This window comes from Nocardiopsis sp. CNS-639, assembly GCF_000381685.1.
GTDB lineage: Bacteria > Actinomycetota > Actinomycetes > Streptosporangiales > Streptosporangiaceae > Nocardiopsis > Nocardiopsis dassonvillei.
In genome coordinates this window covers 269,950-295,685 of the sequence record NZ_KB906859.1, presented here as the reverse complement: position 1 = coordinate 295,685, position 25,736 = coordinate 269,950, and the positions used below count along the sequence as shown (strand labels likewise).

Sequence of the window (25,736 nt, the reverse complement as noted above, 5' to 3'; positions counted from 1 at the left end):
GCTCGTTCCTCACGAACCCGCCTCCTCCACCTCCAGAACCCCGTGGGCGCCCGAACCAACCCCCACAAGCTGAGACCGGTTCAAAAAACAGACCCTAGTCGTCCGTAGGCCGGTCGTCCCCGGCCCGGACGGGCCCTGCCGGACCGGCGGGATCAGCCGCGCGCGCGGGCCCCGCGCCCCGCGCGCCCGCCGAGGGCGAGCGGCACCGAGGCCAGCAGCGCCACGGCCGTGACCGCGAACGCGGGCCCGTACCCCGTCAGCTGGATCAGCAGTCCCAGGACCATCGCCCCGGCTCCCGAACCCGCGTCGTAGCCGATGTTCCACACCGCGCTGGCCCGGCCGTACCCGGCCGGACCGGCGCGGTTCAGCATGAGGGTGACGGTCTCGTTCTGGACCGCGCCGAAGCCGAGGCCGAACACGGCCGACCCCAGGAGCACCAGCAGCGCCGTCCCCGCGCCCGGCGCGTCCCCGACCGACCACAGCGCGACGGTGACCAGGGCCATCCCCGCGACCGCGCCGACCATGCCCGGCAGCAGCAGGAGGGCGCGCCGGTGGCGGTCGTGCAGCATCCCGGCGGTCCAGCGGCCCGCCACCACCGCCAGCGCGTAGGCGGCCAGGGCGCCGCCCACCAGCCACGCCGCCTGCTCCAGGGGGATGGCCAGGAAGGTGATGATCGCGCTGGCCGACGAGGCGGTCAGCAGCATGAGCACCAGCGGCGCCGCCAGCGCCCGCAGCAGCGGACGGCCCGCGGACGCGTCCGGGGCTGGGCCGGGTTCGGGGGCGGCGGCCCGGACCGTGCTCCGCAGCGCCGCACGGTTGCGGCCGCCGTCGGCGTACCAGATGCCCCAGGCCAGGGCCCCGCCCAGGACCGAGCACAGACCGGTGAGCCAGAACGCGGTGTCGAAGCCGATGTTGAGGGCCAGCGCCACGCCGCCGGGCAGGATGAGCACCTGCGGCAGGCCGACCGCCAGCCCGTAGTAACCGGTGGCCCGGCCGACCTGGTGGTGCGGGACCAGGCGGGCGGCGAGCACGGTTCCGGAGACGCTGACCATGCCGAAGCCGACCCCGCGCACCGCCGAGACGGCCAGCAGCGGCCCCAGGTCGGCGGTCAGGGCGAACAGCGGGGTGGGCAGCCCCATCACCAGGGCGCCCACCGGGAAGGCCCAGCGGTAACCGCCCCTCTCCAGCAGCCAGGGCATGGCGAGCTGGGTGAGCACGGTGGTGAGCATGAAGACGGCGGTGGTGCTCCCGGCGCCGAACTCGCCCGCGCCGCCCCGGCTGGCCCACAGGGGGACCAGGGGCAGGACGGCGGCGAAGCCGCAGAGGCCGACCGCGGTCGCCGCGATGAGCAGGGCGAAGCCCCGTCCGCGCAGACCGGGGAGGGCGGGCGGGGTGGTGTCGGTGGTGCCGCTGTCGTCGGCCGCGCCGGGCGGGGCCGTCTCCGAGGGTGTTCCGTTCCCGGGTGAGGACGAACGAGATCGGATCATCCGTCCTTTGTAGCCGACACGCGCACACCTGTCGACGCGGTGCCGATCCGCCCTGTTCAGCCGCCCGCTCAGGCGTTCTCGCCGCCGACCTTCCCCACGAGCCAGTCGCGGATGCGCGCGGTCAGCTCGGGGGTCACGGCGCGTTCGGCGTGCCCCATCCCCGGGATGATCCACAGGTCGCGCGGTTCCCGGGCGGCGTCGTGGATGGCGGTGGCGTGGGAGACGGGGAAGTAGGCGTCGGAGTCGCCGTGCACGACCAGCAGGGGAGTCGGGGAGACCTCCCCGGCGATCTCCCGGGGTTCGGCGGGTACGGGGTCCCATTCCTTGTCGATGACCCTGACCTTGCGGAAGCCGCGCAGGAACAGGCGTCCCGCCCTGCGGCCGATGCCCAGGTGGAGCAGCCGCATGGCGCGCGTTCCCCTGTAGTACCAGCGGCTGGGTCCGCTGACCGAGACCACCGCGTCCATTCCGCCGTAGATGGCCGCGTGCCGGATCGCGACGGCCGCGCCCATCGAGAACCCCACGGTGGAGAGGGAGGTGTAGCCGAGTTCGCGCAGGCGGACGGCGACCGCCTCCAGGTCGTGGATCTCCGCGTTGCCGACGGTGCTGAGCCCGCCGGAGCCGTGGTGGCCGCGGAAGTCGAAGGTCATCACGTCGCCGAACGGGAGCAGTGCTTCGGCGACGGCACGCGTGCTCGGGTTGCGGTGGGTACCGGTGAACCCGTTGGCGAGGATCACGGCGGTGGTGCGGGACCCGGCGCCGCGCAGGAGCACGGCGTCGATGCCGACCCCGTCGGAGGTGGTCAGCCGGTAGCGGTGCTCACGGGGTTGGGCGCGCGGGTGGTCAATGGCGTCGGACACCCCACCATCGTGCCCGATCAGCTCCAGCGGTCGGGGTCGGACCCCGGTGTGGTGTTCGCGTCACCGTAGCGGCGGTCGATCCACTCGTCGGGGTACAGGCGGCGTTCTCCGCGGCCTTCGTCCCGGCGGTGATCGCCCAGGAGGTCGTCGTGGGAGGGGTCCGCCGGTGCCCCGTGGGGAGGGAGGGGGCCGGGGCGGGAGGCGCCGGGGTACAGCGGGGCGTTGGGGGGCGGACCGCCGTGAGAGGGGCCGGGGTGGGGCGGGGCGGGGTGGGACGTGCCGTCCGAGCGGTGGCCGCCGTAACCGGGCTGACCGACGTGACCGCCCTGGTCACCGCCGCCGAAACGGTCACCGTAGCCGGGCAGGCCGCCGTCGCCGAGGGGGTCGCCGTGCCCGGAGGAGGGCCCGGAGGTGGACAGGCCGCTGTACAGGTCCCGCTGGTCCTGTTGGAAGGCGCCGCCGTGGGCGTGGGGACCGCTGTCGGTGCGGGGGGCGCCGGGGCCGGAGTCCCCGCTCCGGGCCGGGAGGTCCCCGTAAGCGGAGTGCCCGCCGTGTCCGGGGTCGCCGCCGTGCCCGTGGGGGTCGCCGTGGCCGAGGTTTCGTCCCTGGTCCGGGAGGCCCCCGTAGACCGGGGGGCCGCCATGACCAGGGGTGCCGCCGTAGCCCGACCCGGCTCCGTGGGACGGGGTCCCGTGCGCGGGAGTCCCCGTGCCCGGCCGTGCGGGCGCCACCGCCGTGTCCGCGCTCCCGCCCTCCTCGGCGTCGGTCAGCGGCTGTTCCCCGGTGACGGGTCCGTCCTCGTACCCGTGGCCGTGGTGCTCGTACTCGTCGTAGTCGTCGTACTCCTCGTAGGCCTCGGGGTCCCCCTCGTCCTCGCGGTACTCCCGCTCCCCCGCCTCGCGGACGTCGGCGGGCGGGAAGACGAGGGAGCGCAGGTTGAGCGCCACGTGGACCAGGACCGGCACCCAGACGCTTCCGGTCCCCAGGTACAGGACGGTGAAGAGGGTGCCGGAGGCGCCGGCGCTGACCAGGCCCCACCAGCCCTGGTAGAGGTGCGCGACGGAGAACAGCAGCACCGACAGCGCGGCGGCGATCCACAGCGGCACGCCCATGCTGGCGACCAGGAGGATGAACAGGCCCCGGTAGAGCAGTTCCCCGAACACGCCCCCGGTGACGGCCACCCCGGCGGCCATCGCCCGTTCGGCGTTGGTGCGCGGTGCGAGCAGCCCCCGGTCGCGCTCGGGTTGGGGGAGGCTGAGCGGCGCGGAGGAGCGCCGCCCTCGGGCGCTCGCGCCCTGGGCGCGCCTGCCGCGCGCCGGCCTCCCGCCGCGGCCGTGACCGCGGCCGGAGCGTCCCGGTCCCTTCGGAAGCCCGTTGACCAGCAGCCAGAACACCGTGAGGGCGAGCAGGCCGCCGACGGCGCCGCCCGCGATCGGCCCCCACGCGTCGGGCAGGCGCAGGCCCAGGTCCGCGGCGACCAGGTTCGGCGAGAGCAGCAGCACCCCGAAGACCACCAGGCCCCACAGCACGTGGATCCCCATGGTGACGGCGTGCAGGAGGGTGAGGGCGCGCGCGTCGCCGTCGCGCCTACGGGACAGCCACGTGAACGCCTTCCTGCCGAGGAGGGGTTCGCCGAACGCCGCGAAGAGGAGCAGCAGGACCGTCAGGACGGTCCCGGCGAGGCTGAACTGAGGGAGAGACTCCGACCATGGCACGGGGCAATAGTAGGGGTCCGAAACGAGTCATAGTGCACATGCTGTATTTCATCCACGGCTGCTCCCGCTCCTGACCACCTCTTGCCGTGCGGCCCGAGAAGGGCGACCGTAGAAGTGACACAGGTCACAGCATGAGCGGGTCCGCCCGTTCCGTGCGGCCACCGCTCGGACCACGAAGGGCTGGGTAGCAGGGATGGCAGATCGCAACGTCAACGGAACCGGAGCCTCAGCCGGAGCCGTACCGAGGGCCGACGGGCCCCGCAACATCCGCAACATCGCGCTGGTCGGGCCGTCCGGCGCCGGTAAGACGAGCCTGGTCGAGGCGCTGCTCGCCGCCGCCGGGGAGGTCAGCCGCCCCGGCAGCGTGGAGGAGGGCACGACCGTCAGCGACCACGACGAGGTCGAGATCCGGCAGGGGCGGTCGGTCGACCTCACCGTCAACCCGGTCATGGTCGGCGACGTCAAGGTCAACCTTCTGGACACCCCCGGATACGCGGACTTCATCGGGGCGATGCGCGCCGGGCTGCGCGGGGCCGACGCCGCCCTGTTCGTCGTGTCCGCCCTGGAGGGCGTGGACGGCCGCACCCGCGTGCTGTGGGAGGAGTGCGCCGCCGTCGGCATGCCCCGGGCGGTGGCCGTCACCAGGATCGACCACCCGCGCGCGGACTACGACGAGGTGGTCGCCCAGTGCCGGGAGGCGTTCGGCCCGGGCGTGCACCCCGCCTACGTCCCGGCCGTGGAGGGCACGGGGGACGACCGCCGCGTGGTCGGCGTGTGGGGGCTGGTCTCCGAGCGGTACTACGACTACTCCGTCGGAGCCGCCGGCGCCGGCGGCTCCGACGGCTCCGAGCGCGCGAAGCGTTCCGGCCGCGCCGGAGGGGGCGGGCCCGGGTCCGCCCCCTCGGCGCGTCCGGTGCCGGACTGGCTGCGCGAGGCGGCCGGACCGCTCCGGGAGACCCTCGTCGAGGAGGTCATCACCGAGAGCGAGGACGAGGCCCTCATGGAGCGCTACATGGAGGGCGGCGAACTCGACCCCGACCTGCTCATCGACGACCTCCAGAAGGCGGTCGCCGCGGGCGGCTTCCATCCCGTCCTGGCGATCAGCACCACGACCGGGGTGGGTGTGCGCGAACTGCTGCGCGAACTGCCGCTCTCGTGCCCGGACCCGACCCGGCGCCCGTTTCCCGAGACCTCCACACCGGAGGGCGAACCGGTGGCGGGGCTGTCCTGCGATCCGGACGGACCCCTGGTCGCGCAGGTCCTCAGCACCGCCGGGGACCCGTACGTGGGCCGGGTGAGCCTGGTGCGCGTCTTCTCGGGGACCCTGCGCCCCGACACCCGTGTCCACCTGCACGGCCACGGGGTCCCGTGCGGACTGACCGGCCAGGACGAGCTGGACCGGACCGGCAACGACGAGCGCACGGGACCGCTGTCCGTGCCGCTGGGCCGCGAGAACCGGCCGGTGGGCCAGGTGGTCGCCGGAGACCTGTGCCTGGTGGCGAGGCTTCCCGACGCCCGCACCGGCGACACCCTCTCCGAGCCGGAGCGGCCGGTGCGCGTGGCGCCGTGGCGCTTCCCGCGTCCGCTGTTGCCGGTGGCGGTGAGCGCGGAGTCCTCGGGGGACGAGGACAAGCTGTCGCAGGCGGTGGCCCGGCTGGTGGCGGAGGACCCGTCGCTGCGGGTGGAGGTGAACGCCGAAACCCACCAGATGGTGCTGTGGAGCCTGGGCGAGGCGCACCTGGACGCCGCGCTGGACCGCTTGGAGCACCGCCACGGGGTGCGGGTCGGCACCGGGGAGGTGCGCGTGCCGCTGCGGGAGACCTTCGCGGTCCCGGCGCAGGGCACCGGGAGGAACGTGAAGCAGAGCGGCGGGCACGGGGAGTTCGGTGTCTGCCGGATCCGCGTGGAGCCGTTGGAGTCGGGCGCGGGCCTGGAGTTCGTCGACGAGATCGTGGGCGGGGTGGTGCCCCGCCAGTTCGTGCTGTCCGTGGAGAAGGGCGTGCGCGCGCAGATGGCGGACGGCGTCGGGACGGGGACCGGCGCGAAGGGCGGCGCGGGGTCGGGGGACGGAGCGGGCTCCGGGGCGGGGTATCCGCTGGTGGACATCCGGGTGACGCTCTACGACGGCAAGGCGCACTCGGTGGACTCCTCGGACATGGCCTTCCAGAAGGCGGGTCGGCTGGCGCTCAGGGACGCGGCGGCCGCGGCGCGTCTAGCGGTGCTGGAACCGGTGGACGAGGTGTCCGTGGAGGTGGACGACGCCTACCTGGGCGCGGTGCTGAGCGACCTGTCGGCCCGGCGCGGCCGGGTGGTGGGGACCGAGTCGGTGCGGGGCGGTCGGGCGGTGGTGCGCGCCGAGGTGCCGGAGCTGGAGATCGTCCGGTACGCGGTGGAACTACGGTCGATCTCGCACGGCACGGGCGTGTTCAGCCGGGAGTACGCGCGCCACGAGCCGCTGCCCGCGCAGGCGGCGGCGCGGCTGGCCGGGCGGGGCGGGCAGGGCTAGGGCGGAAGGACGGCCCCGTCCCGCACGGGCGGACCGTGCGGAACCTGGAAGGACCGGTCCCCGTGCCCGGAACGACCCCGTCCCGCACGGGGCGGACCCCGCCTCTAGAAGACCCTTCCCGGCCTGGTGCGGTCGGCCAGGGCGGCGAAGCGGAACGTGTTCACGGGGTGGCTGGACAGGAGGTTGACCAGCAGCACGAAGAAGCCCGTGTCGGTGCGTGCGCGGGCGGCGATGTCGTGGAAGTCCACGGCCGGGTACAGGTACTTGCCCGCGGCGAGCACCCGCAGCCCCTGCATGCCCTCGGGGCAGAACGCGTGGGCGTGGTTGTCCGCGGTGTACTCCTGCGCGCGGTTCAGGCTGGTGCCCACGCCGGGGATCACGTTGGCCACCGAGATCCCGAACTGGCGCCAGAACGACGTGTGGCCCGCCGCGATGTGGCCGACCTCGTGGCCGATCACGAACCGCAGCGTGTCGGCGTCGGCCAGCCGGTCGCCCACCTCGAACAGGTCGCTGGTGACGGCCACGTAGCGCCGGAAGCCGTGCCCGGAGGCGAACGCGTTGAGCTCGCCGTTGCCCAGCACGACGTAGGCCTCGGGCACCTGCTTCATGCGGAACGCGGCGGCGGCCTCGGTGACCATCCGGTGGGCCTCGGGGAACTGGTTCTCGGTGATGCGCACCCCGTTGACCCGCTGGCGCGCGTACTGCTGCCCGCGCACGAAGTACACGAGCGCGGGGATGCTCAGCAGGAGCAGCGGCTGGTTGGGCTCACCCGAGTAGGCGCGGCTGACCGCGCCCACCACGGCGAGCAGGGTCACCCCCACGCACACGACCAGAAGGGGGATCTCCCGGGGATGGCGCAGCCGGCGTTCGGCCATCCGTGGTCAGAGGCGGTACTCGGAGCCGGGGCGGTCGTCGTCGGGGGGCGGGGGCGGGCCCCCGTAGGAGGGGCCGGACGGCGGGCGCGGCCGGTCGTCGTCCTCCAGCAGCGCGGCCATGTCCGCGGACAGCGTGGACTCCTCGGTCTTGCCGTCGCGCCACTCCTGGCGGTGCTCCTCGTCCTGGGCCTCCATCACGGAGTCCATGTCGGCCTCGTGGGTGGACTTGGCCCGGTCGTCGTCCGGGGCGGACCAGGGGGACCGCGCCCGGTCCTCGTCGGGGGCGGGCCAGGGGGACTGGGGCCGGTCCTCCTCCGGAGCGGGCCATGCGCTCTGGGCCCGGTCCTCCTCCGGGGCGGGCCATCCGGTCTGGGCCCGGTCCTCCTCCGGGGCGGGCCAGGACGAGGCGAGGTAGGCGCTGTCGTAGGCGTCGTTGGGCGTGTCCTCGGCCGACGCCTTCGGGCTGTCGTCACCCAGGTAGGACAGCGCGGCCACGGTGATCGCGGCCAGCCCGGCGCGCAGGGTGGGTTCCCGGGCGGGCGCGAAGAACGGCGAGTGGGTGCTGGGGACGTTGCCCATCTTCTCGTACGGGGTGTCGCCGGGGGCGGCCTCCCACACGTCGTGGGGGGTGGCGCCGACGAACCAGAACACGTACGGGATCGGCTGCGGGTCGCCGGGCAGGCCGAAGTAGCTGAAGTCCTCGGTCGCCGGGAACGGGTCGGGCAGGTGGATGACGTACTCGTCGCCGAAGTAGGCGTGGTGCGCGGCGGCCACGTCGGCGGTGCTCTGGGGGTCGTTGCGGGTGACCCCCGCGCCCTGGAAGCGCTCGATCTCCGGCTCGCGGGCGGCTCCGGAGGCGGCGGCCTCGGCGCGCACGATCCGTTCGATGGCCGCTTCGAGCTGGGCGGACACGTTGTCGTTGAGGGCCCGGGTGTTGATCTCCAGGTAGGCCTCGTCGGGGATGATGTTGGCCTTGGTCCCCGCCTGGATCCTGCCGACGGTGAGCACCGCCATCTCGCTCGGGCTGACCTCGCGGGAGACCACGCCCTGGAGGCGGGTGACGATGCTCGCCGCGATGAGCACCGGGTCCACGGTCGTGTTCGGCTGGGAGGCGTGGCCCCCCTCCCCGTACACGCGCACGCGGTAGGAGTTGGAGGCGCCGAGGATGACCCCGGCGCGGTGGGAGATCAGTCCGGCGGGCTGCGGGCCCAGGTGCTGGCCGAGGATGACGTCGGGGCGGCCGAAGCGGTCGAACAGCCCGTCCTCCAGCATGGCCTGCGCCCCGTCGAGGGTCTCCTCGCCCGGCTGGGCGACGACCATCACGGTTCCGGCCCACTCGTCGCGGGTCTCCGAGAGCAGGTCGGCGGCGCCCACCAGGCAGGCGGTGTGGGCGTCGTGCCCGCAGGCGTGCATGACGGGGACCTCGGCGCCCTCGTCGTTGGCGGCGCGGGCGGTGCTGGCGTAGGGCAGCCCGGTCCGCTCCTCCAGCGGGAGCGCGTCCATGTCGGCGCGCAGCATCACCGTGGGCCCCGGTCCGTTGCGCAGGATGCCGACCACACCGGTCCCCCCGACACCCTTGTGGACCTCGTAACCGGTCCGGGTGAGCCACTCGGCGACACCGCTGGCGGTGCGGTGCTCCGCGTGGGAGAGCTCGGGGTTCTTGTGCAGGTCGACGTAGAACCCCTCCACGAGCGGGAAGAGCTCGTCGAGGAGTCGCATGACCACGTTCCCGTGCTGAGCGGCACGGTTGGGGTCCACCGCGTGCGGCACGGCTTCCACCGCCTTCTTCCGTATCTCGACCGGGTCGGAACCGCCCGTCTGACGAGAGCAGCCTAGCGGCGCGCCCGCCGCGGCCACACAGTCAGCGGCGTGACCTCCGCGGGCCGGGTCCGGAGCAGACCTGGCCCGTCACCCTCTGTAGAAGGCGGTGGCGCTGATGGGTTAGGGTCTGCACACGGAAAGCTACCCCCGGCCGAGCCGCTCGTGCCACACATGTTTCACGAGCCCCAACCCCACCTCAACCGAGGCAGGACTCCGGCGACTTTCCACCGATCTCCGGAGAACCGCTGGCATACTTTGCTACATCACAGTAAGGTAACGCAGCACATGTTCATTCATCCGACCTTACGGTGTCCCCCTCGCGCCCCGCGCGGCACCGCGCCACCCGCGTTCCGGCCCCGCGGCCGGCCCGCGGGCCGCGTGCACGGCCGGAGGAGAGCACACACGTCCCAGAAGCAGATGATCTCGGAGTCCACTCGTGGCCTCATCCATGACCAGTCCGGCATCCCAGCGTCAGGAACCGGGGCACGGCGCGGTCGCCCCCACCACGGCGGCCCCGGGTCCAGGCCGTGACGCCCGTCTGGACAATGCCAAGTTCGTCCTGATCGCCCTGGTCGTCGTCGGCCACGCGATCGGCCCACTACGCGAGTACGGGCCCGCCAGTGCCCTCTACTACTGGATCTACTTCTTCCACATGCCCGCGTTCATCATGATCAGCGGCTACCTCTCGCGGTCCTTCGACGCCTCGTCGAACCGCGTCGAGAAGCTGGTCGTGACGCTCGCGGTGCCCTACCTGATCTTCTGGACCATCCACCAGTCCATCTACGCGGTCGAACGCGGCGGCCTGCCCGAGACCATGTCGGTGCTCCAGCCGACCTACGCCCTGTGGTTCCTGGTCGCCCTGTTCGTGTGGCGCCTGAGCGTGCCGGTCTGGAAGCGGCTGCGCTGGCCCGTGCTCGTCGCGGTGCTCATCTCCGTGTTCGGGGCCACGGCGAGCCTCGGGGAGACGCTCTCCCTGGGCCGCGTGGTGAGCTTCCTGCCGTTCTTCGTCCTGGGGCTGAGCCTGCGCCGCGAGCACTTCGCCTACCTGGACCGGCTCTGGGTGCGGGTCGCGTCCGTGCTGGTGCTGGGGGTGACGGCGGCGCTGGCCGTGCCCATCTCCGAGCAGATGAGCCGCTCCTGGCTCTTCTGGACCAACAGCCTCACCGACCGCGAGATCGACCCGATCCTGCCGAGTCTGGGAGTGCGGGTCGGCTTCATGGCCCTCGCGCTGGTGATGTCCTTCGCGGTCCTGGCCCTGATGCCCAAGCAGCGCACGTGGTTCACGTCCCTGGGGGCCTACACGCTGTACGTGTACCTGGGGCACTCGGTGGTGATCGTCCTGTTGCAGGCCTCGCCCTGGTACAGCCTGATGTCCGGGGCCACGGAGATGGTCGTCACGGTCCTGCTGGGCGTGGCCCTGACGCTGCTGCTGTGCACCCCGTGGGTGCGCGCGGGCCTGCGCTGGGCGGTGGAACCGCAGCTGACGTGGTTCCTGCGCCAGGACTCCGCGCTGCGCGCGCCGAGCGGCGCCGGTAAGACCGACGCAGACGGGAACACCGGCAGCGGCGGGAACGGCGACGGCGGGCGCGAGAAGGAAAAGGCCGGGGTCTGACCCGGCCCCGCGCGAGGGGCGCGGCGTACACGGGAGGGGCGGGTCCGCTTCGGCGCGGACCCGCCCCTCCCGTGTCGCTCCCGCCCGCGGTGGGGAGGGCCGGCTCAGCTCCCGCTGGTCGGGTGCGGGGCCGCGGCGGTGCCGGGGACGGCGCCCGAGGCCAGCAGCTGGCGGCGGCGCGCCTCGAACCTGTTCGTGTCCTTCCACAGCCGCAGCACCAGGACCACCTCGAAGAAGGCCAGCGCCAGGACGGAGAACACCGCGACCGGGATGATCAGGCTGTTGAGCGGGGTGAAGAGGGAGACCAGCGCGGTCACCGGAGCCACCACGCACAGGAACATCTCGAACTCGATGCCGCTGAACAGGTGCGGGCGCACCCGGTGGCGCAGGAGCCGGTCGCGCACGCGCGGGTAGAAGCCGGTCGGGGCGGGGACGCCCGGCCGGGCGGGGGCCTCCCCCATGTCCTCGTCCTCGGGGTCGGCCTCGCGCTGGGCGGCGGCGAGCCGGTCGGTGTCCCCGGTCAGCTCGGCGAGGGTCTGGTTCATGGTCCGGCGGGTCTTGGCGACCTGCGGGCCGTTGAGGTAGCGCAGCAGGTCGAAGAAGACCACCACCGGCGCCGCGATCAGGTAGATCTCGTGTCCGGTGAGCAGCCACTGGCCGATCAGCAGCGCCATCACGCAGCCGAAGAAGCGGATGCGGTCGAAGACGAAGTCCACCCAGCTGCCGAAGACCGTGCCGGTGCCCTTGAGCCGGGCGATCTTGCCGTCCATGCAGTCCAGCACGAAGCTGAGGTGGAAGAGCAGTCCGCCCGCCAGCAGCCAGGCCCAGTTCCATCCCCCACCGCCAGGCACGAGGACCGGCGCGACGAAGCACAGCATGGAGAGCAGACCGAAGACCCCCGCCCCCAGCGTCAGCTGGTTGGGCGTGATGTCGGTGCGGTTCGCGGTCCAGACGACGAGGCGTCCGGCCAGGGGGTCCACCAGGAAGACCGTCCACCAGGCGTCCTTCGCCTTGTAGGTCTCTTCCTTGACTTGCGCGAAAGTGAAACGCGGCATGCGGGCTCTCCAGGAACGCCCATCCGGGCCCCGGCGCCCGACGACGCGCTGACAGGGGCGGGGAAGGGCTGTGTCGGCGGGGATCCGGGTCATCATGCCAGATCGGATGTCGACCGACCTAATTCGTGACGGCATACTTGACCGGTAAGAGGGGGATCAACAGGCGGCCGCGCGCGGCATGCGGCGGATGGTCCACCCCCTTCGGTCTCGACCGAGGTAGAGGCATTGCGTTTTCTCAACGACCAGGCACCCCAGCAGGACCTGACCTACAGCGACGTGTTCATGGTCCCCAACCGGAGCTCCGTGGGCTCCCGGCTCAGCGTGGACCTGTCGTCGCCGGACGGCACCGGCACCACGATCCCGCTGGTCGTGGCGAACATGACCGCGGTCGCCGGGCGCAGGATGGCCGAGACCGTCGCCAGGCGCGGCGGTGTCGCGGTCATCCCGCAGGACATCCCCCTCGACGTGGTCTCCGACGTCGTCTCCTGGACCAAGAAGCGGCACCTGGTCTACGACACCGCCATCACGCTCAACCCGTCCAGCACCGTCGGCGAGGCGCTCAACCTGCTGCCCAAGCGCGCGCACAACGCCGTGATCGTGGTGGACGGGGACCGCAGGCCCGTCGGCGTGGTCACCGAGGCCGACTGCGCCGGAACGGATCGCTTCGCGCAGCTGCGCGACGTGATGTCCGCCGAGCTGATGACCATCCCGGCGGGCACCGAGCCGCGCGAGGCGTTCGGGATGCTGCACGACTTCCGCCACCGGCTGGCCCCGGTCGTGGACGGGAACGGCGCCCTGGTCGGCGTGCTGACCCGCACGGGCGCGCTGCGCTCCACCCTGTACACGCCCGCCGTGGACACGGACGGCCGCCTGCGCGTGGCCGCCGCCGTCGGCATCAACGGCGACGTGACGGGCAAGGCCGCCGAACTGCTGGAGGCCGGGGTGGACACCCTGGTCATCGACACCGCGCACGGCCACCAGGAGAAGATGCTGACCGCGGTCTCCAAGGTGCGCGCGCTGTCGCCGCGGGTGCCGATCGTGGCGGGCAACATCGTCACCGCCCAGGGCACGCGCGAGCTGATCGAGGCGGGCGCCGACATCGTCAAGGTCGGCGTGGGCCCGGGCGCGATGTGCACGACCCGCATGATGACCGCCGTGGGCCGCCCCCAGTTCTCCGCCGTGCTGGAGTGCGCCGAGGCCGCGCGCGAGCTGGGCGGGCACGTGTGGGCGGACGGCGGCGTGCGCCACCCGCGCGACGTGGCCCTCGCCCTGGCGGCGGGCGCGTCCAACGTGATGGTGGGCTCGTGGTTCGCGGGTACCTACGAGTCGCCGGGCGACGTCATGCGCGACGCCGAGGGCAGGCAGTACAAGGAGAGCTTCGGCATGGCGTCGGCCCGCGCGGTCCGGCTGCGCACCGCCGAGGACTCCCCGTTCGAGCGGGCCCGCAAGGCGCTGTTCGAGGAGGGCATCTCCACGGGCCGGATGTACCTGGACCCGGAGCGCCCCGGTGTGGAGGACCTGATCGACCAGATCGTCGCCGGTGTGCGCAGCTCGATGACCTACGCGGGCGCCTCCTCGCTGGCGGAGTTCCACGAGCGCGCCGTGGTGGGCGTGCAGAGCGCCGCCGGGTACAACGAGGGGCGCCCGGTCCCCACCAGCTGGTAGGGCTGTGTTCCCGCGCCCTCGCGGGCTCGGCCGGGGCTCAGGGCGCCGGGAGCCAGGAGTTCTTCGTCCTCGCCCACGCCTGACGCTCGTTCCTCGCCAGCGGCTCGGCTCGTCCTGCACAACCCCGGCGCGCCCCTCGCGTTCCCGCGCCCTCGCGGGCTCGGCCGGGGCTCAGGGCGCCGGGAGCCAGGGGTCCGTCGTCCCCGCCCGGGTCAGTCGGTCCGGCCCTCCTTCGCGGCGAGTACCGCCTTGCGGTGCTCGCCGCAGAGCTTGTCGGCGTGCCGGACCGGCTCGGGCACGCGGTACTTGGGTGAGAGCCGCAGCACCAGCTCGGCCGCGCCCTCCAAGTCCACCCGGTGGCCGACGGACACGTAGACGGGCTTGACCCCCCTGCGGGTGCGCAGCACGCGTCCGAGGACCTCCTTGCCCTGGTCGGCCAGCGCGAAGGAGTCGGGGACCACCTCCGAGCGCCCTGCCACCATGGGCGTCCACGACCCCCGCTCCTCACCGGGCACGCTGTGCCTGCCGAACAGCACCGACTTGGCCGACCCCACCACCGGCAGGTCCAGCAGCACCCCCAGGTGGCAGGCGACCCCGAAGCGGCGGGGGTGCGCCAGGCCGAAGCCGTCGCACAGGTACACGTCCGGGGTCACCTTGAGCTGCCCCAGCGCCTCCAGGACCGGCGGGGACTCGCGGAACCCGAACAGGCCCGAGATGTAGGGGAAGGACGGCTCGGAGGAGATGGCGACGGACTCGACCACCTCCAGGGTCCGCACGTCCATGACCACGGCCGCCGCGGAGAGCGCCGTGTTGTCCGTGGAGTAGCTGACGTCCAGCCCGGCCACCAGCCGCACCGCGTCCACGTCCAACGGCTCCACGCGGACCCGGTCGGCGAGCCTGCGCTGGAGCGCGACGGCCTCCTTGGGGTCGCTCGGCCAGTTCTCCGGGTCGTCCAGGACCCTCGCGACCCGCTCGGAGATCTCCGACATCCCGATCCTCCCGTTCGTTCGGTGGTACGCGCCCTCCCATCCAATCCCATTACCCGTTCGCGCGCGGCGCACGGGAGCGGGCGGCGGCGCTGTGCGACACTCCACAGCTCCCGGTGCCCGGAGGAGGCGTATGCGCGCTGTACGGTGGTTTCCGCAGTTTTGCACTGACTGGTCAGTTCAAAAACCGGAGGGGGCCGAGGGATGCGACGGGCGACCGGAGCTCGTGTACAGGCCGAGGGCGTCGGGCTCGCCACCCGGGAGGGCCCCGTGTACACCGACGTGGGGTTCACGGCCCGGCCGGGCACGCTCACCGTCTTCCGGGCCGACTCCGGGGGCGGGCGCAGCGCCCTGCTCCTCACCCTGACCGGCCGGATGCGCCCTTCCGAGGGAACCCTGTACGTGGACGGCCACGCCCTGCCCCGGCACGCGCGCCGGGTCCGCCGGATCAGCTCGCTCGGGCTAATGGACGAGGTCAACCCCCTGGACGAGCGGCTCCGGGTCCGCGAGCACCTGTCCGAGGGGCTGCTGCTGCGCATGCGCCCCGCCGCGCGGAGCCTGGCCGACGAGGCCATGGAGGCCGCGGGGCTGGGCGGGCTGGACCGCCGGTCGCTGGTGCGGGAGCTGTCCATGGTCGAGCGGCGCCGCCTCGGGCTGGCCCTGGCCCTGCTGGCCGAACCCCGGCTGCTGGCCGTGGACGACGTCGACGGCGGCCTGGAACCCGGGCACCAGGCCGACCTGTGGCGCACCCTCAAGGCGCTGTCGGACGAGGGGCTGACGGTGGTCGCCACCTGCGCCGACTCCGGCGAACTGGCCGAGGTTGCGGGACCGGACACCCAGGGGCCGATCCCGCTGCGCCAGGACGCGGGCGACCCGTCCGGCTCCGGTTCCGGCGCCGGGTCCCCGTCCGCCTCCGCGACCGGCACCGGAGGCGCGGGCTCCCCCGGTGGCGCGTCCGCCGCGGGGCCGGGTACCGGCGGACGCCGCGGGCGGCACCGCCGCCACGTCGGCCTGGACATCCTGCGCGGCGGCCGGGAGGAGGGCGGGGACCGTGGCCGGGCGTAGGCGTTCGCGCCCGCTCGTGCGCCCCCTCGCGGTACCCCGGCTCGGGCTGCTGACCGTGCGCTCCTTCCTGCGCTCGCCGCTGCCCGCCGCCGCGCTGGCCGCCCTCCTGCTCATCCCGCTGCTCTACTCGGGGATGTACCTGTGGTCGTTCTGGGACCCCTTCGGCCGGATGGAACGCCTACCGGTCGCCCTCGTCAACGAGGACGAGCCGGTTGAGGTCGGGGGCCGCGAGGTCGACGCCGGGGGCGAGCTCACCGACACCCTCCTGGAGCGGGGGGACCTGGACTGGCACCTGGTGAGCGCCCGGGAGGCCGCGCGCGGTGTCGCCGACGGCACCTACTACGTCTCCCTGACCATCCCCTCCGACTTCAGCGCCGACCTGACCTCCCCCTCCCGAGACCGGGAGTCCCCCACCCCGGCGACCCTGGAGGCGCACTACAACGACTCCAACAGCTTCATCGTCCGCCAGCTGGCCGGAAGCGCGTTCCGCGAGATCCAGGAGGCCGCCGCGGCGTCGGCGATCAACGGCTACCTGGACCAGATCTTCCTCGGGTTCAACGAGATCCACGGCAGGACCGAGGAGGCCGCGGAGGGGGCCGACGAGCTCTCCGGCGGCGCGGGCGAGGCCGAGGAGGGGTCCTCGGAGCTGTCCGGGGGCGTCGGCGAGGCGCACACGGGCGCCGGGGAGCTCAGCGGCGGCCTCGACCAGCTGTACGCCGGTTCGCAGGACCTGGCCAGCGGCGCCGCGACCGCCTCCGAGGAGGTCTCGGCCCAGGTGGACAAGCTCGACGCGCTGGCCGACGAGTGGCTCCCGCAGCTGGAGGAGGACATCCCCTCCCTCCAGGAGCACGCCGGGAACGCCGCCGAGGTCACCGCGGCCCTGTCCGCGGCCCTGGAGGAGCTGCCGGAGGTCGACACCGGGGCCCTGGAGGAGGTGGACGGACGCCTGGCGGCCTACCTGGAGGAGCACCCCGAGCTGGAGACCGAGGACCCCGACCTGTACACCCTGCTGTGCGACCTCCAGGAGGCCCTGGATGTCGCCGGGTCGGCGGCCGGGTTCGTCGAGGACAACCGCGACGCGATCACCGCGACCGCCGAGGACGCCGCCGCGCTGAGCGCGGAGGCCGCCGCGCTCTCGGAGGACCTGCCCGCGATGGTGGAGAGGGCGGAGGACGCACGGGAGCGGGCCGACGAGCTGGACGAGGGCCTGGCCGAGCTGGCCGAGGGGTCCGCGCAGCTGCGCGACGGGCTGGCTGAGTCCGCCGACGGCGCCGGTGACCTCGACGAGGGGCTGGGCGAGCTCAGCGGCGGAGCCGACGAGCTGCACTCGGGCCTGGAGGAGCTGGCCTCGGGCTCCGACGAGCTGGCCGAGGGGCTCGACGAGGGCGCGGACCAGGTTCCCACCTACTCCGAACAGGGGCGCGACGACGCCTCCTCGACGATGAGCCGTCCGGTGCGGCTGGACAGCGCCGTCTCCAACGAGGCGCCCGACTACGGGACGGGGTTCACGCCGTTCTTCGTGCCGCTGTCGCTGTGGGTGGGCGCGATGGTGGTGTTCATGGTGCTGCCCGCGCTGTCCTCGCGGGCCCTGGCCTCCTCGGCCCCCTCCTGGCGGGTGGCGCTGGCCGGGCGGGTCGCCCCGCTCCTGCTCGGCGTCGGCCAGGTGCTGGTCATGATGGCCGCCCTGCACCTGCTGCTGGGCCTGGAGGCGGGGAACTGGCCGCTGCTGATCGCCTTCCTGGTGCTGACCGCCGCCGCGTTCGCCGCGACGGTGCAGTACCTGAACGTGGCCTTCGGCGCGGCGGGACGGGTGGTGGCGCTGGCGCTGCTGGTGCTCCAGCTCACCTCGGCGGGCGGAACGTACCCGATCGAGACCAGCCCGGCCTTCTTCCAGGCCGTGGGGCCGTTCCTGCCGCTGCACTGGGGTGTGACCGCGCTGCGCCACATGATCGGCGGCGGCGACCCGGACCTGGTCCGGGCGGCGTTCGGGGTAATGGCGCTGTGGCTGGTGGTGCCCTTGCTGCTCACGTGGTGGACGGTGGAACGCAAGCGCGTGTGGACGATGGGCGCGCTCCACCCGGCGCTGAAGCTGTGACGTGCGCCAGGGTGACGGACATGGCGCGACCTGTACGAGTATGGGCGAGAATGGACCGGATGAGTGCGAGCACGTCCGACCACCCCGTGAGCGGCCGCCGCGAGGCCACCCGGCGCCGCCTGTTCGAGGCCGCGGTCACGCTGATCTCCGAGCAGGGGTACGGCGCCACGACCGTCGACGAGATCGCCGAGCGCGCCGGGGTGGCCAAGGGCACCGTCTACTACAACTTCGGCGGCAAGGGCGAGCTGTACGCGGCCCTGATGGAGTGGGGCGTGACCCGGCTGGCCGACACACTCAAGGACGCGGTGCCCCCGCCCGGGGCCGGCGCCGCCCCCCGCGACGCGCTCGCCGCCGTACTGCGCGCCGGGGTGGTGTTCATCGGCGAGCACGAGTCCCTGGCCCGCCTGCTCATGGCGGAGGCCTGGCGGACCAACCGGGCCTGGTACGCGACGATCCTCCAGATCCGCACCGAGGCGATCGGGGTCATCACCGGCCTGCTGGACGACCTGGCCGCGGAGGGGTCGCTGCGACCGGACCTGGACACCGGCCTGGCCGGGTCCGCCCTGTTCGGCATGGTGGTGACGGTGGCCCTGGACTGGCGCACGCTCCAGCCCGGGCGCCCCGTCGAGGAGGTCCACGCGACGCTGGCCCGCATGGTCGGCGGCCTGGTCGACCCCTCCGACTCCCCCGACCGCACGAGCACCCCGGACACCTGAGAGGACGTACTGCGCGATGGCCACCCTCTATCCCCTGATCCCGCTCCTGGCCGGGGTGGTCATGCTCTGGGCGGTCACACGTGACACGCGCCTGGAACTGCGGCTGCGCCGACACGGGATGCGCGCCAAGGCGCGTGTGATCGGCTACCACGAGACCTCCACGGCCTCCCGGATGATCGTGCAGTTCCGTACCGAGGACGGGCACGAGGTGCACGCCGAGCACGAGAACACCGGATGGACGGCCTCCCGTGCCGGGGAGATCGTGACCGTCGCCTACGACCCCGACACGCCCGAGCGGGCCCGGATCGTGTCCGCGCCCTGGCTGTCGCACTACGTGCGGGTGCTGTTCGGGGGCCTGGGCGCGATCCTGGTGTTCACGGGGCTGCTGCTGGGCTACCTGGCCTGGCGCTGAGGGGCTCCCCGCGCGGGGCGGAGTAGCGGACCAGGCGTGAGGGCAGGGCGCCGTCCAGGGTGGCGCGGGCGCACACGCGCACCCCGCACAGCAGATCGGCCACGCCCGCGCCGTCGGGCCGGACCAGAGCGCTGCTGACGTGCACCGCGGCCACGGCGAGCGCGTACCAGGGCAGGCCCAGGGCCAGGAGGACGACGACGGGCCCCTGGAGCAGGCAGGTGCGCGTCAGGACCCGCCAGCGGGCCGCCGGGGCCGGGTACCCGCGGTCACGCAACGCCAGCCGCACCGAGGCGGCGCCCGGGGTGGCGCGGTCGCGACGCGTCAGCGCGGGAACCAGGGCGAGGGCCCCGCCCAGGCACAGCAGGGCGGTCGTACGCGTCCCGGTTCCCGGTCCCGCGGCGCCGAGCGCGTGCGCCGAGACGGCGAGGGCGGCCGCGCCGAACCACCACAGGCCCAGGTCGAGCAGGGCGCCGGTGAGCCTGCGCACCGGTCCGGGCACAGCGCGGTCCGCGACGGCCGCGGGCCAGCCACGGGCGTACCCGGCCGGGAGCGCCCACCGGGCGAGCAGCCAGCCGAGCAGGGTCGCGGCCGCGCCCCAGGCCACGAGCCCCGGCGGGGCCTCGGCGTAGGCGCACGGGTACAGGCCCAGGAGGCCGGTGGCGCGGACGGCGACCACGGCAGCGGCCAGGGCCGCCCCCAGCAGCACGGTGAACGCGGCGCCGCGGCGGAAGCGGTGCCTGGCCAGCAGTCCGACCGCCAGGAACAGGGCGAGGAGCCCGGCCTCCCCGGGCGCGGGCAGGAGTTCCCGGCCGGACCGGCCGCCGAGGGGGTCCGCGCACAGGCCGTCGACGGAGGCGGGCAGCGGCCAGACCGCGTACGCCGCCAGACCGGCGCCCGCGGCCAGGGCGGCCGCGGTGCACAGGCCCGGCCAGCCGTGCGGGCGGCCGTAGCGGCGGTACTGAAGGCTCAGGTAGAGCGCCGCCGCGCAGACCACCAGCAGCGGGACCCCCGCGACCGCGGCCTCCACGGCGAGCGATCCCCCGCCCGTCGGCTGGCCCATGCGCGTCCCCCCGTCACGTGGTGTTCCCCCTTCGACACGCAACGCTAGTACGCGCGGCGCCGGGGCGAGGGGCGAACGCGGACATTCGCGGCGGCGACCGGGCCCGGGGAGGGTGGGTTCGGTCACCCGGAGCAGGACTTGCCATACTCTCCGCCATATGTGACCTTTGCCCTATTGTCACAAGGCTTCACAGGAGGAAACACCCCTACCGCCCACCCGAGAGGTGGACATTCTCGCCTCCCATGGCAGACTGCCTCCACCACCCGGATATTTCAGCGTTTCACCGGCGAGGTACGATCCCCCACGCCGAAATGCCGCGTTTGTGGTTACCCTGCGGTACGTCCCGTGTCGAGAGCCCCCCACGGACGCAACCCGCGGGGCACGAGGCCGCGCACAGGCGGACCGGGACGCGCCGACTCCCCCCGGCGGCCCCCACCCCCACAAGACCCCGGACGCGGATCGACAGGAGAACCGTGCAGGCAGTACCCGAGCGACGCGGTCGGAGCATCACCTCCCGCATCCGCGCAATGGTCATGATCCCCACCACCGCCCTGGTGGTGCTCTGGCTGGTCCTCACCGTGGCCCTGGCCGGGGACGCGGTCGTCCAGCGCCTCCGCGCCGACGCCACCGACGACCTGGTCGCCCCGGCGGCGATCGGCCTCGTGGACGTGATGCGGGAGCGGACGCAGACGATCGCCCACATCGAGAACCCGGGGGACACTCAGATCGAGGACCAGCTGGCCGAGGCCCGCGAGAGCACCGACGAATCCCTGGGCGCGGTCGTGGGCGAGCTCATCGGCTTCGCCGACATCGCCCCCGGAGAGAGCGGCCACCACATCGAGATGCTGCACGCGCAGTACGGCGAGATCGACGCCATCCGCGCGGCGGTGGACTCGGGAGAGGCCTCCCGCACCGACGTCCTGGACTACTACAACGAGCTGATCCTGCACGGCGCCGACAGCTTCGACAGCCAGACCCGCGCGGGCAGCGACGGGAACGGAGCGGTCAACCCGAGCTTCACCGCGACCTACATGTTCCGCACGGTGGACCTTTTCGCGCGGTCCGACGCCCAGATCGCCCACGCCTTCGCCACCGACGAGCTGACCCTGGAGGAGCAGCGCCAGTTCACCGAGCTGGTCGGCTCCTACGAGAGCATGCTCGCCGCCAACGGCCACTACCTGGAGGGCGAGGGCCAGGAGGCCCGGCTGGAGAACCTTCTGGCGAGCCAGGAGTACGCCGACCTCCAGCGCATGCAGGACGAGATCATCGACCGCCAGGTGACCACCGAGACGGTCACCGACCCGGTGACCCTGGTGCCCAGCGAGGTCCAGGACCTGTCCATGCCGGTGGACTACGCCGCGTGGGACGAGGCCTACGACCACGTCCTGTCCGAGCTCACCGCGATCGGCGCCGACGAGGCCCTGTACGCCGCGGAGGTCACCCGCGCCGAGGCCAACCAGGCCCTGGTCTTCGCCGTGGCGGGCAGCCTCGGCGTCGCCGCCGTCATCGCGTTCGCCTTCGTGCTGGCCCGCCGCTCCTCCAACGCGCTCACCGAGCGCCTGCTGCGCCTGCGCGACGACTCCAACGACCTGTCGGAGAACCGCCTGCCCGACCTCATGCGCCGCCTGCACGAGGGCGAGCGCGTGGACACCGAGGCGGCCCTGCCCGCGCTGGCCGCCGACGACGACGAACTCGGCGACGTGGCCAGGGCGTTCAACACCGCCCAGCGCGCGGCCGTCAACGCGGCGGTGCAGCAGACCGAACTGCGCCAGGGCGTCAACCGCGTGTTCCTCAACATCGCGCACCGCAGCCAGACGCTGGTCCACCGCCAGCTGCGCCTGCTGGACCGGATGGAGCGCGAGCAGGAGGACCCCGAGCAGCTGGCCCAGCTGTTCAAGCTCGACCACCTGGCCACCCGCTCCCGCCGCAACGCCGAGAACCTGCTCATCCTGGGCGGAGAGGCGCCCGGCCGCACCTGGCACCGCCCCATGCCGCTGATCGACGTGCTGCGCGGCGCCATCTCCGAGTCGGGCGACTACACCCGCGTCAAGCGCGAGCGGATCGCCCGCGTGCACCTCAACGGCCCGGCCGTGGCCGACGTCATCCACCTGGTCGCCGAACTGGTCGACAACGCCGCGATGTTCTCCCCGCCGCACACGCACGTGCGCCTGAGCAGCGAGGACGTGCCCAACGGCGTGACGGTCGAGATCGAGGACCGGGGCCTGGGCATGACCGAGAGCGAGTTCGCCTCGGCGAACGCGCTGCTGTCCAGCCCGCCCGAGTTCGACGTGATGCGCCTGAACGAGAAGATGCGCCTCGGCCTGTTCGTGGTCTCGCACCTGGCCCACCGCCACGGCATCCGCGTGCACCTGCGCCCGTCGCCGTACGGGGGCGTGCAGGCCATCGTCCTGCTGCCGCACGAGCTGATCTCCGGCGACCGCTCCCCGCTGCCCTCCGACGAGAGCGGCGAGCACGTGTGGGACGTGCGCGAGATCCTGGACCGCACGCCCGGCGGCGAGCTGTCGTCCGGCAGGCGCGTCAAGCCCGTGCTGACCTCGGTGTCCGCGCCGAAGGAGGAGGCCCCCGCCCGCAAGGACGAGGACCCCGCGGACTCCGCCGGGGGCGATGGGGACGACACCGTGACCGCCGAGGCCGCCGAGGCCCCGGCGGGCGGCGCGGACCTCCTCGACGCGGACGGCGACCGCCCCCCGCTGCCCACCCGGACGCCGCTGCCCACCCGGACCCCGGCCGTCAGCGCGGTCCCCGACCCCGACCCCTCCGCCGCCGAACCGCCCGCCATGGTCGAGGCGGGCGGGGGACGGCCGCCGCTGCCCAAGCGGCGGCCCCAGGAGAACCTGGCTCCGCAGCTGGCCGCCGACCCCGCGGCCGACACCCAGAGCGGCCCCGCGACGGCGGGCGGGTCCTCCTCGAACGCGGCCCAGGACGGCCAGGAGCGTCTGGCGCGCCTGCGCCGGAACATGTCCGCGTTCCAGAAGGGTACGGACCGCGGACGGCGCGAAGGCAAGCAGCAGACCAACGACACCGACAAGGACGCGTAACCGTGACGAGTACTCCCGAAAGCGCCCAGCGTGACAGTGGAAGCGGCGCGGGCAAGAAGGACATCGACTGGCTGCTGGACGAGCTGCTCGACCGTGCGGTGGGCTCCCGCCACGCGATCGTGCTCTCCGCCGACGGGCTGCTGATCGGCCGCTCCCGCGAGCTGGTCAAGGAGGACGCCGAGCACCTGTCCGCGGTGGCGTCCGCGTTCCAGAGCCTGGCCCGGGGCACCGGCCGCCACTTCGGCGGGGGCGAGGTGCTCCAGACCGTCGTGGAGATGGAGAGCGCGTACCTGTTCGTCACCGGTGCCGGCCGGGGGGCGTGCCTGGCGGTCCTGGCCGAGGAGAGCGCCGACGTCGGCCTCATCGCCTACGAGATGAACGTGCTGGTCGAGCAGGTGGGCCGTTATCTGGACGCCGCGCCCAGACGCGAGGGCGCTTCCGGGGAAGCCACGCGATAGGGGACGCCATGCAAGCGCACAACGAGTTGCCGCCCGAGGAGGATCCGCACGGCCTGCCCCAGAGGGACGCGGTCGGCGGGTTCGACGAGGGCGCGGCGGTCGGACAGCAGGACGCCGGACCGTTGGTACGGCCGTACGTGATCGCGCAGGGGCGCGAGCACGCCGACACCGTGCAGCTGGACATGATCAGCGTCGTGATCGCGGCCAAGCGGGCCGAGGTCGACGAGATGGCGCTGGAGCCCGAGCAGATACGCATCCTGGAGCTGTGCCGACGGCCCCAGTCGGTCGCCGAGGTGTCCGCGCACCTGGACATCCCGGTGGCCGTGGTCAAGGTCCTGCTCAGCGACCTGCTCAACCGCGGCCTCGCCTTGGCCCGCGCCCCCTACACAGCGAAGAGCCCGGTCAGCCGGGACGTACTCCAGGCGGTTCTCGATGGCATCCAGCGACTCTGACGACACGCAGGCGCCCGTTCCGGCGGCGCTCAAGATCCTCGTGGCGGGGGGTTTCGGAGCCGGTAAGACCACGATGGTCGGATCGGTCAGCGAGATCGCGCCGCTGAGCACCGAGGAGGTGATGACCGAGGCCAGCTACGGGATCGACGACCTGTCGGGCGTGGAGGCCAAGACGACCACGACCGTGGCGCTGGACTTCGGCCGCATCACCATCAACGACCACCTGGTGCTGTACCTGTTCGGGACCCCGGGCCAGGAGCGGTTCTGGTTCATGTGGGAGGAGCTGTCCGAGGGGGCGCTGGGCGCGGTGGTCATCGCCGACACCCGCCGTCTGGAGACGTGCTTCGCCGCGGTGGACTTCTTCGAGCGGCGCGGCGTGCCGTTCGTGGTGGCGGTGAACTGCTTCGAGGGCGCCCACCAGTACGAGCCCGAGGAGGTCCGCGCCGCGCTGAGCCTGGACCCCGCGATCCCGGTCGTGCTGTGCGACGCGCGTGAGCGCGAGTCGGCCAAGGCGGTGCTGGTGACGCTGGTGAACCGGGTGGCCGAGCGGATGGCCGCCTGAGTCCGCTCCACGGAAGGGGCGGGGGCCGGTCCCCCGCCCCTTTCGCGTGGCCCGCCGGGGACGGACTTCGGGGTTTCGGACGTCCTGCCGGGTTTGCGGACACGTTCGACCCCCCGGAACCGGTGTACACAAGGGGCTTCCAGGTAAAGTGCGCCCCGTGGAGCGCCGCGGGCGCGCCACACCCGCAGACCATGGCCCCGTCCGAGCGGGCCCGCACGAAGGTGACTGGAGTTGCCCATGAAGCGGTTCGAGTGGCGCGACCGGATCCATACCCTGGACGCCGAGGACGACTGTGAGCAGATCGTGCGCATCCTCGGCAGCCACGAGTTCCCGTGGGACATCGAACAGGCCCTGGGCCTGGCCCTGTACCGCACCTACGCCGTGCCCAGCATCGGCGAGCTGCTGGCGCACACGCGCGAGTTCACCGAGCGCACGCAGCACCGCTACGACGACACGGCGCTGATCCTCAACGACATCATGGAGCACGGATTCGGTCCGGGCCGCGGCCGCGACGCGCTGCGCCGGATGAACCAGATGCACCGCTCCTACGACATCAGCAACGACGACTACCGCTACGTCCTGAGCACCTTCGTGGTCATGCCGGTGCGCTGGATCAACGACCACGGCTACGGCTGGCGCAGGCTGAGCGACCACGAGATCGCCGCCAACACCAACTACTACCGCAAGCTCGGCAGGCACATGGGGATCAAGGACATCCCCGAGACCTACGCCGGGTTCCTCGAACTCTTCGACTCCTACGAGCGCGAGCACTTCGCCTACACCGAGGGCGGCCGGGCCGTCTCCGACGCCACCCTGGGGCTGATGGTGGACCTCTACCCGGCCTGGCAGCGGCCCCTGGTGCGCCCCTTCACCAAGGCCCTGCTCGACGACCGGCTCATCCGCGCCTTCGGCTACCCCGAGCCCTCGGTCGCCTGGCGGCGGCTGAGCGCGGGCGCGCTGAGGCTGCGGGCCCGGGTGGTGCGCCTGATGCCGCCGCGCCGGGAGCCGCGCTGGGCCAGGATGAGCCCCAACATCCGCAGCTACCCCCGGGGCTACGACCCGTCCCGGATCGGCACCTTCCCCCAGGGCTGCCCGGTCCCGCACGGCATGGTGACCCGCGAGGTCGCCGCCACGGGCGCCCGCGTGCCCGCGCCGGACCAGGCGGTCGCACCGGCGGGCGGGGAGGCGTCCGCGGGGTCTGACGGGGAGGCGTCCGCGCCGGCCTCCTAGGAGGACGCGCAGAGGTAGCGTCCTCCCGACCCCGATCCCCCCGGA

The 25,736-nt window shown here is 73.3% G+C and carries 20 protein-coding genes; 12 read left to right on the top strand and 8 right to left on the bottom strand.

Annotation, left to right across the window (positions count from 1 at the left end; genetic code table 11):
- Positions 1-152: 152 nt before the first annotated feature.
- The 3 genes from G011_RS0112375 to G011_RS0112365 all read right to left on the bottom strand — a co-directional run bounded on the left by G011_RS0112375 (position 153) and on the right by G011_RS0112365 (position 4,062).
- Entirely contained in the window at positions 153-1,487 is a 1,335-nt protein-coding gene (locus G011_RS0112375; protein ID WP_019608735.1) for an MFS transporter, read from the bottom strand.
- 68 nt (positions 1,488-1,555) lie between these two features.
- A complete protein-coding gene (locus G011_RS0112370) occupies positions 1,556-2,347 on the bottom strand; it encodes an alpha/beta hydrolase (RefSeq protein WP_019608734.1) in 792 nt (263 codons plus the stop codon).
- A 17-nt stretch (positions 2,348-2,364) separates the two neighbouring features.
- Entirely contained in the window at positions 2,365-4,062 is a 1,698-nt protein-coding gene (locus tag G011_RS0112365; protein ID WP_026338241.1) for a CPBP family intramembrane glutamic endopeptidase, read from the bottom strand.
- A gap of 193 nt (positions 4,063-4,255) precedes the next feature.
- Between G011_RS0112365 and G011_RS0112360 the strand changes: the two genes are divergently transcribed.
- The gene (locus G011_RS0112360) at positions 4,256-6,568 is read left to right on the top strand and encodes an elongation factor G-like protein EF-G2 (protein WP_019608733.1); all 2,313 of its coding nucleotides are present in this window, start codon (positions 4,256-4,258) and stop codon (positions 6,566-6,568) included.
- Between the two features lie 104 nt (positions 6,569-6,672).
- Here G011_RS0112360 and G011_RS0112355 read toward each other — a convergent pair whose 3' ends face one another.
- Both G011_RS0112355 and G011_RS0112350 read right to left on the bottom strand, forming a co-directional pair.
- Entirely contained in the window at positions 6,673-7,443 is a 771-nt protein-coding gene (locus G011_RS0112355; protein ID WP_019608732.1) for a M48 family metallopeptidase, read from the bottom strand.
- Between the two features lie 6 nt (positions 7,444-7,449).
- The gene (locus tag G011_RS0112350) at positions 7,450-9,222 is read right to left on the bottom strand and encodes an amidohydrolase (protein ID WP_019608731.1); all 1,773 of its coding nucleotides are present in this window, start codon (positions 9,220-9,222) and stop codon (positions 7,450-7,452) included.
- 490 nt (positions 9,223-9,712) lie between these two features.
- Here G011_RS0112350 and G011_RS0112345 point away from each other — a divergent pair, with 490 nt between their 5' ends.
- On the top strand, positions 9,713-10,876 hold the full coding sequence (locus tag G011_RS0112345; protein ID WP_019608730.1) for an acyltransferase family protein: 1,164 nt from the start codon (positions 9,713-9,715) through the stop codon (positions 10,874-10,876).
- Between the two features lie 104 nt (positions 10,877-10,980).
- On the opposite strand, the gene G011_RS0112340 is transcribed toward G011_RS0112345, so the two are convergent.
- A complete protein-coding gene (locus tag G011_RS0112340; RefSeq protein WP_019608729.1) occupies positions 10,981-11,931 on the bottom strand; it encodes a CDP-alcohol phosphatidyltransferase family protein in 951 nt (316 codons plus the stop codon).
- Between the two features lie 225 nt (positions 11,932-12,156).
- Here G011_RS0112340 and G011_RS0112335 point away from each other — a divergent pair, with 225 nt between their 5' ends.
- A complete protein-coding gene (locus G011_RS0112335; RefSeq protein ID WP_019608728.1) occupies positions 12,157-13,596 on the top strand; it encodes a GuaB1 family IMP dehydrogenase-related protein in 1,440 nt (479 codons plus the stop codon).
- 212 nt (positions 13,597-13,808) lie between these two features.
- On the opposite strand, the gene G011_RS0112330 is transcribed toward G011_RS0112335, so the two are convergent.
- Positions 13,809-14,585 carry an endonuclease V gene (locus G011_RS0112330; RefSeq protein ID WP_019608727.1) on the bottom strand — a complete coding sequence of 259 codons (777 nt, stop codon included), beginning with the start codon at positions 14,583-14,585 and terminating at the stop codon, positions 13,809-13,811.
- A 201-nt stretch (positions 14,586-14,786) separates the two neighbouring features.
- On the opposite strand from G011_RS0112330, the gene G011_RS0112325 reads away from it, so the two are divergent.
- From G011_RS0112325 to G011_RS0112310, 4 genes are read left to right on the top strand one after another with little or no spacing between them, the layout of a single operon-like run.
- A complete protein-coding gene (locus G011_RS0112325; protein WP_019608726.1) occupies positions 14,787-15,647 on the top strand; it encodes an ATP-binding cassette domain-containing protein in 861 nt (286 codons plus the stop codon).
- Entirely contained in the window at positions 15,634-17,742 is a 2,109-nt protein-coding gene (locus tag G011_RS0112320) for a YhgE/Pip domain-containing protein (RefSeq protein ID WP_026338239.1), read from the top strand. The genes G011_RS0112325 and G011_RS0112320 overlap by 14 nt, the downstream gene beginning before the upstream one ends.
- A gap of 50 nt (positions 17,743-17,792) precedes the next feature.
- Complete coding sequence (locus tag G011_RS0112315; RefSeq protein WP_019608724.1) at positions 17,793-18,458, top strand: TetR/AcrR family transcriptional regulator; 666 nt, start codon at positions 17,793-17,795, stop codon at positions 18,456-18,458.
- Positions 18,459-18,474: 16 nt separating this feature from the next.
- The gene (locus G011_RS0112310) at positions 18,475-18,870 is read left to right on the top strand and encodes a DUF3592 domain-containing protein (protein ID WP_013151336.1); all 396 of its coding nucleotides are present in this window, start codon (positions 18,475-18,477) and stop codon (positions 18,868-18,870) included.
- On the opposite strand, the gene G011_RS0112305 is transcribed toward G011_RS0112310, so the two are convergent.
- Complete coding sequence (locus tag G011_RS0112305) at positions 18,833-19,930, bottom strand: hypothetical protein (RefSeq protein ID WP_019608723.1); 1,098 nt, start codon at positions 19,928-19,930, stop codon at positions 18,833-18,835. The genes G011_RS0112310 and G011_RS0112305 overlap by 38 nt on opposite strands.
- Positions 19,931-20,403: 473 nt before the next feature.
- Here G011_RS0112305 and G011_RS0112300 point away from each other — a divergent pair, with 473 nt between their 5' ends.
- From G011_RS0112300 to G011_RS0112280, 5 genes are all read left to right on the top strand, one after another.
- The gene (locus G011_RS0112300; protein ID WP_026338238.1) at positions 20,404-22,989 is read left to right on the top strand and encodes a nitrate- and nitrite sensing domain-containing protein; all 2,586 of its coding nucleotides are present in this window, start codon (positions 20,404-20,406) and stop codon (positions 22,987-22,989) included.
- Between the two features lie 2 nt (positions 22,990-22,991).
- Positions 22,992-23,447, top strand: a complete 456-nt coding sequence (locus tag G011_RS0112295) for a roadblock/LC7 domain-containing protein (RefSeq protein ID WP_013151333.1) — start codon at positions 22,992-22,994, stop codon at positions 23,445-23,447.
- Between the two features lie 8 nt (positions 23,448-23,455).
- Positions 23,456-23,899, top strand: coding sequence for a DUF742 domain-containing protein (locus G011_RS0112290; protein ID WP_013151332.1), 444 nt, complete (start codon positions 23,456-23,458; stop codon positions 23,897-23,899).
- The gene (locus G011_RS0112285) at positions 23,880-24,461 is read left to right on the top strand and encodes an ATP/GTP-binding protein (RefSeq protein ID WP_019608721.1); all 582 of its coding nucleotides are present in this window, start codon (positions 23,880-23,882) and stop codon (positions 24,459-24,461) included. Before G011_RS0112290 ends, G011_RS0112285 begins: the two co-directional genes overlap by 20 nt.
- Before the next feature lie 237 nt (positions 24,462-24,698).
- Entirely contained in the window at positions 24,699-25,691 is a 993-nt protein-coding gene (locus tag G011_RS0112280; protein WP_019608720.1) for an oxygenase MpaB family protein, read from the top strand.
- Positions 25,692-25,736 lie beyond the last annotated feature (45 nt).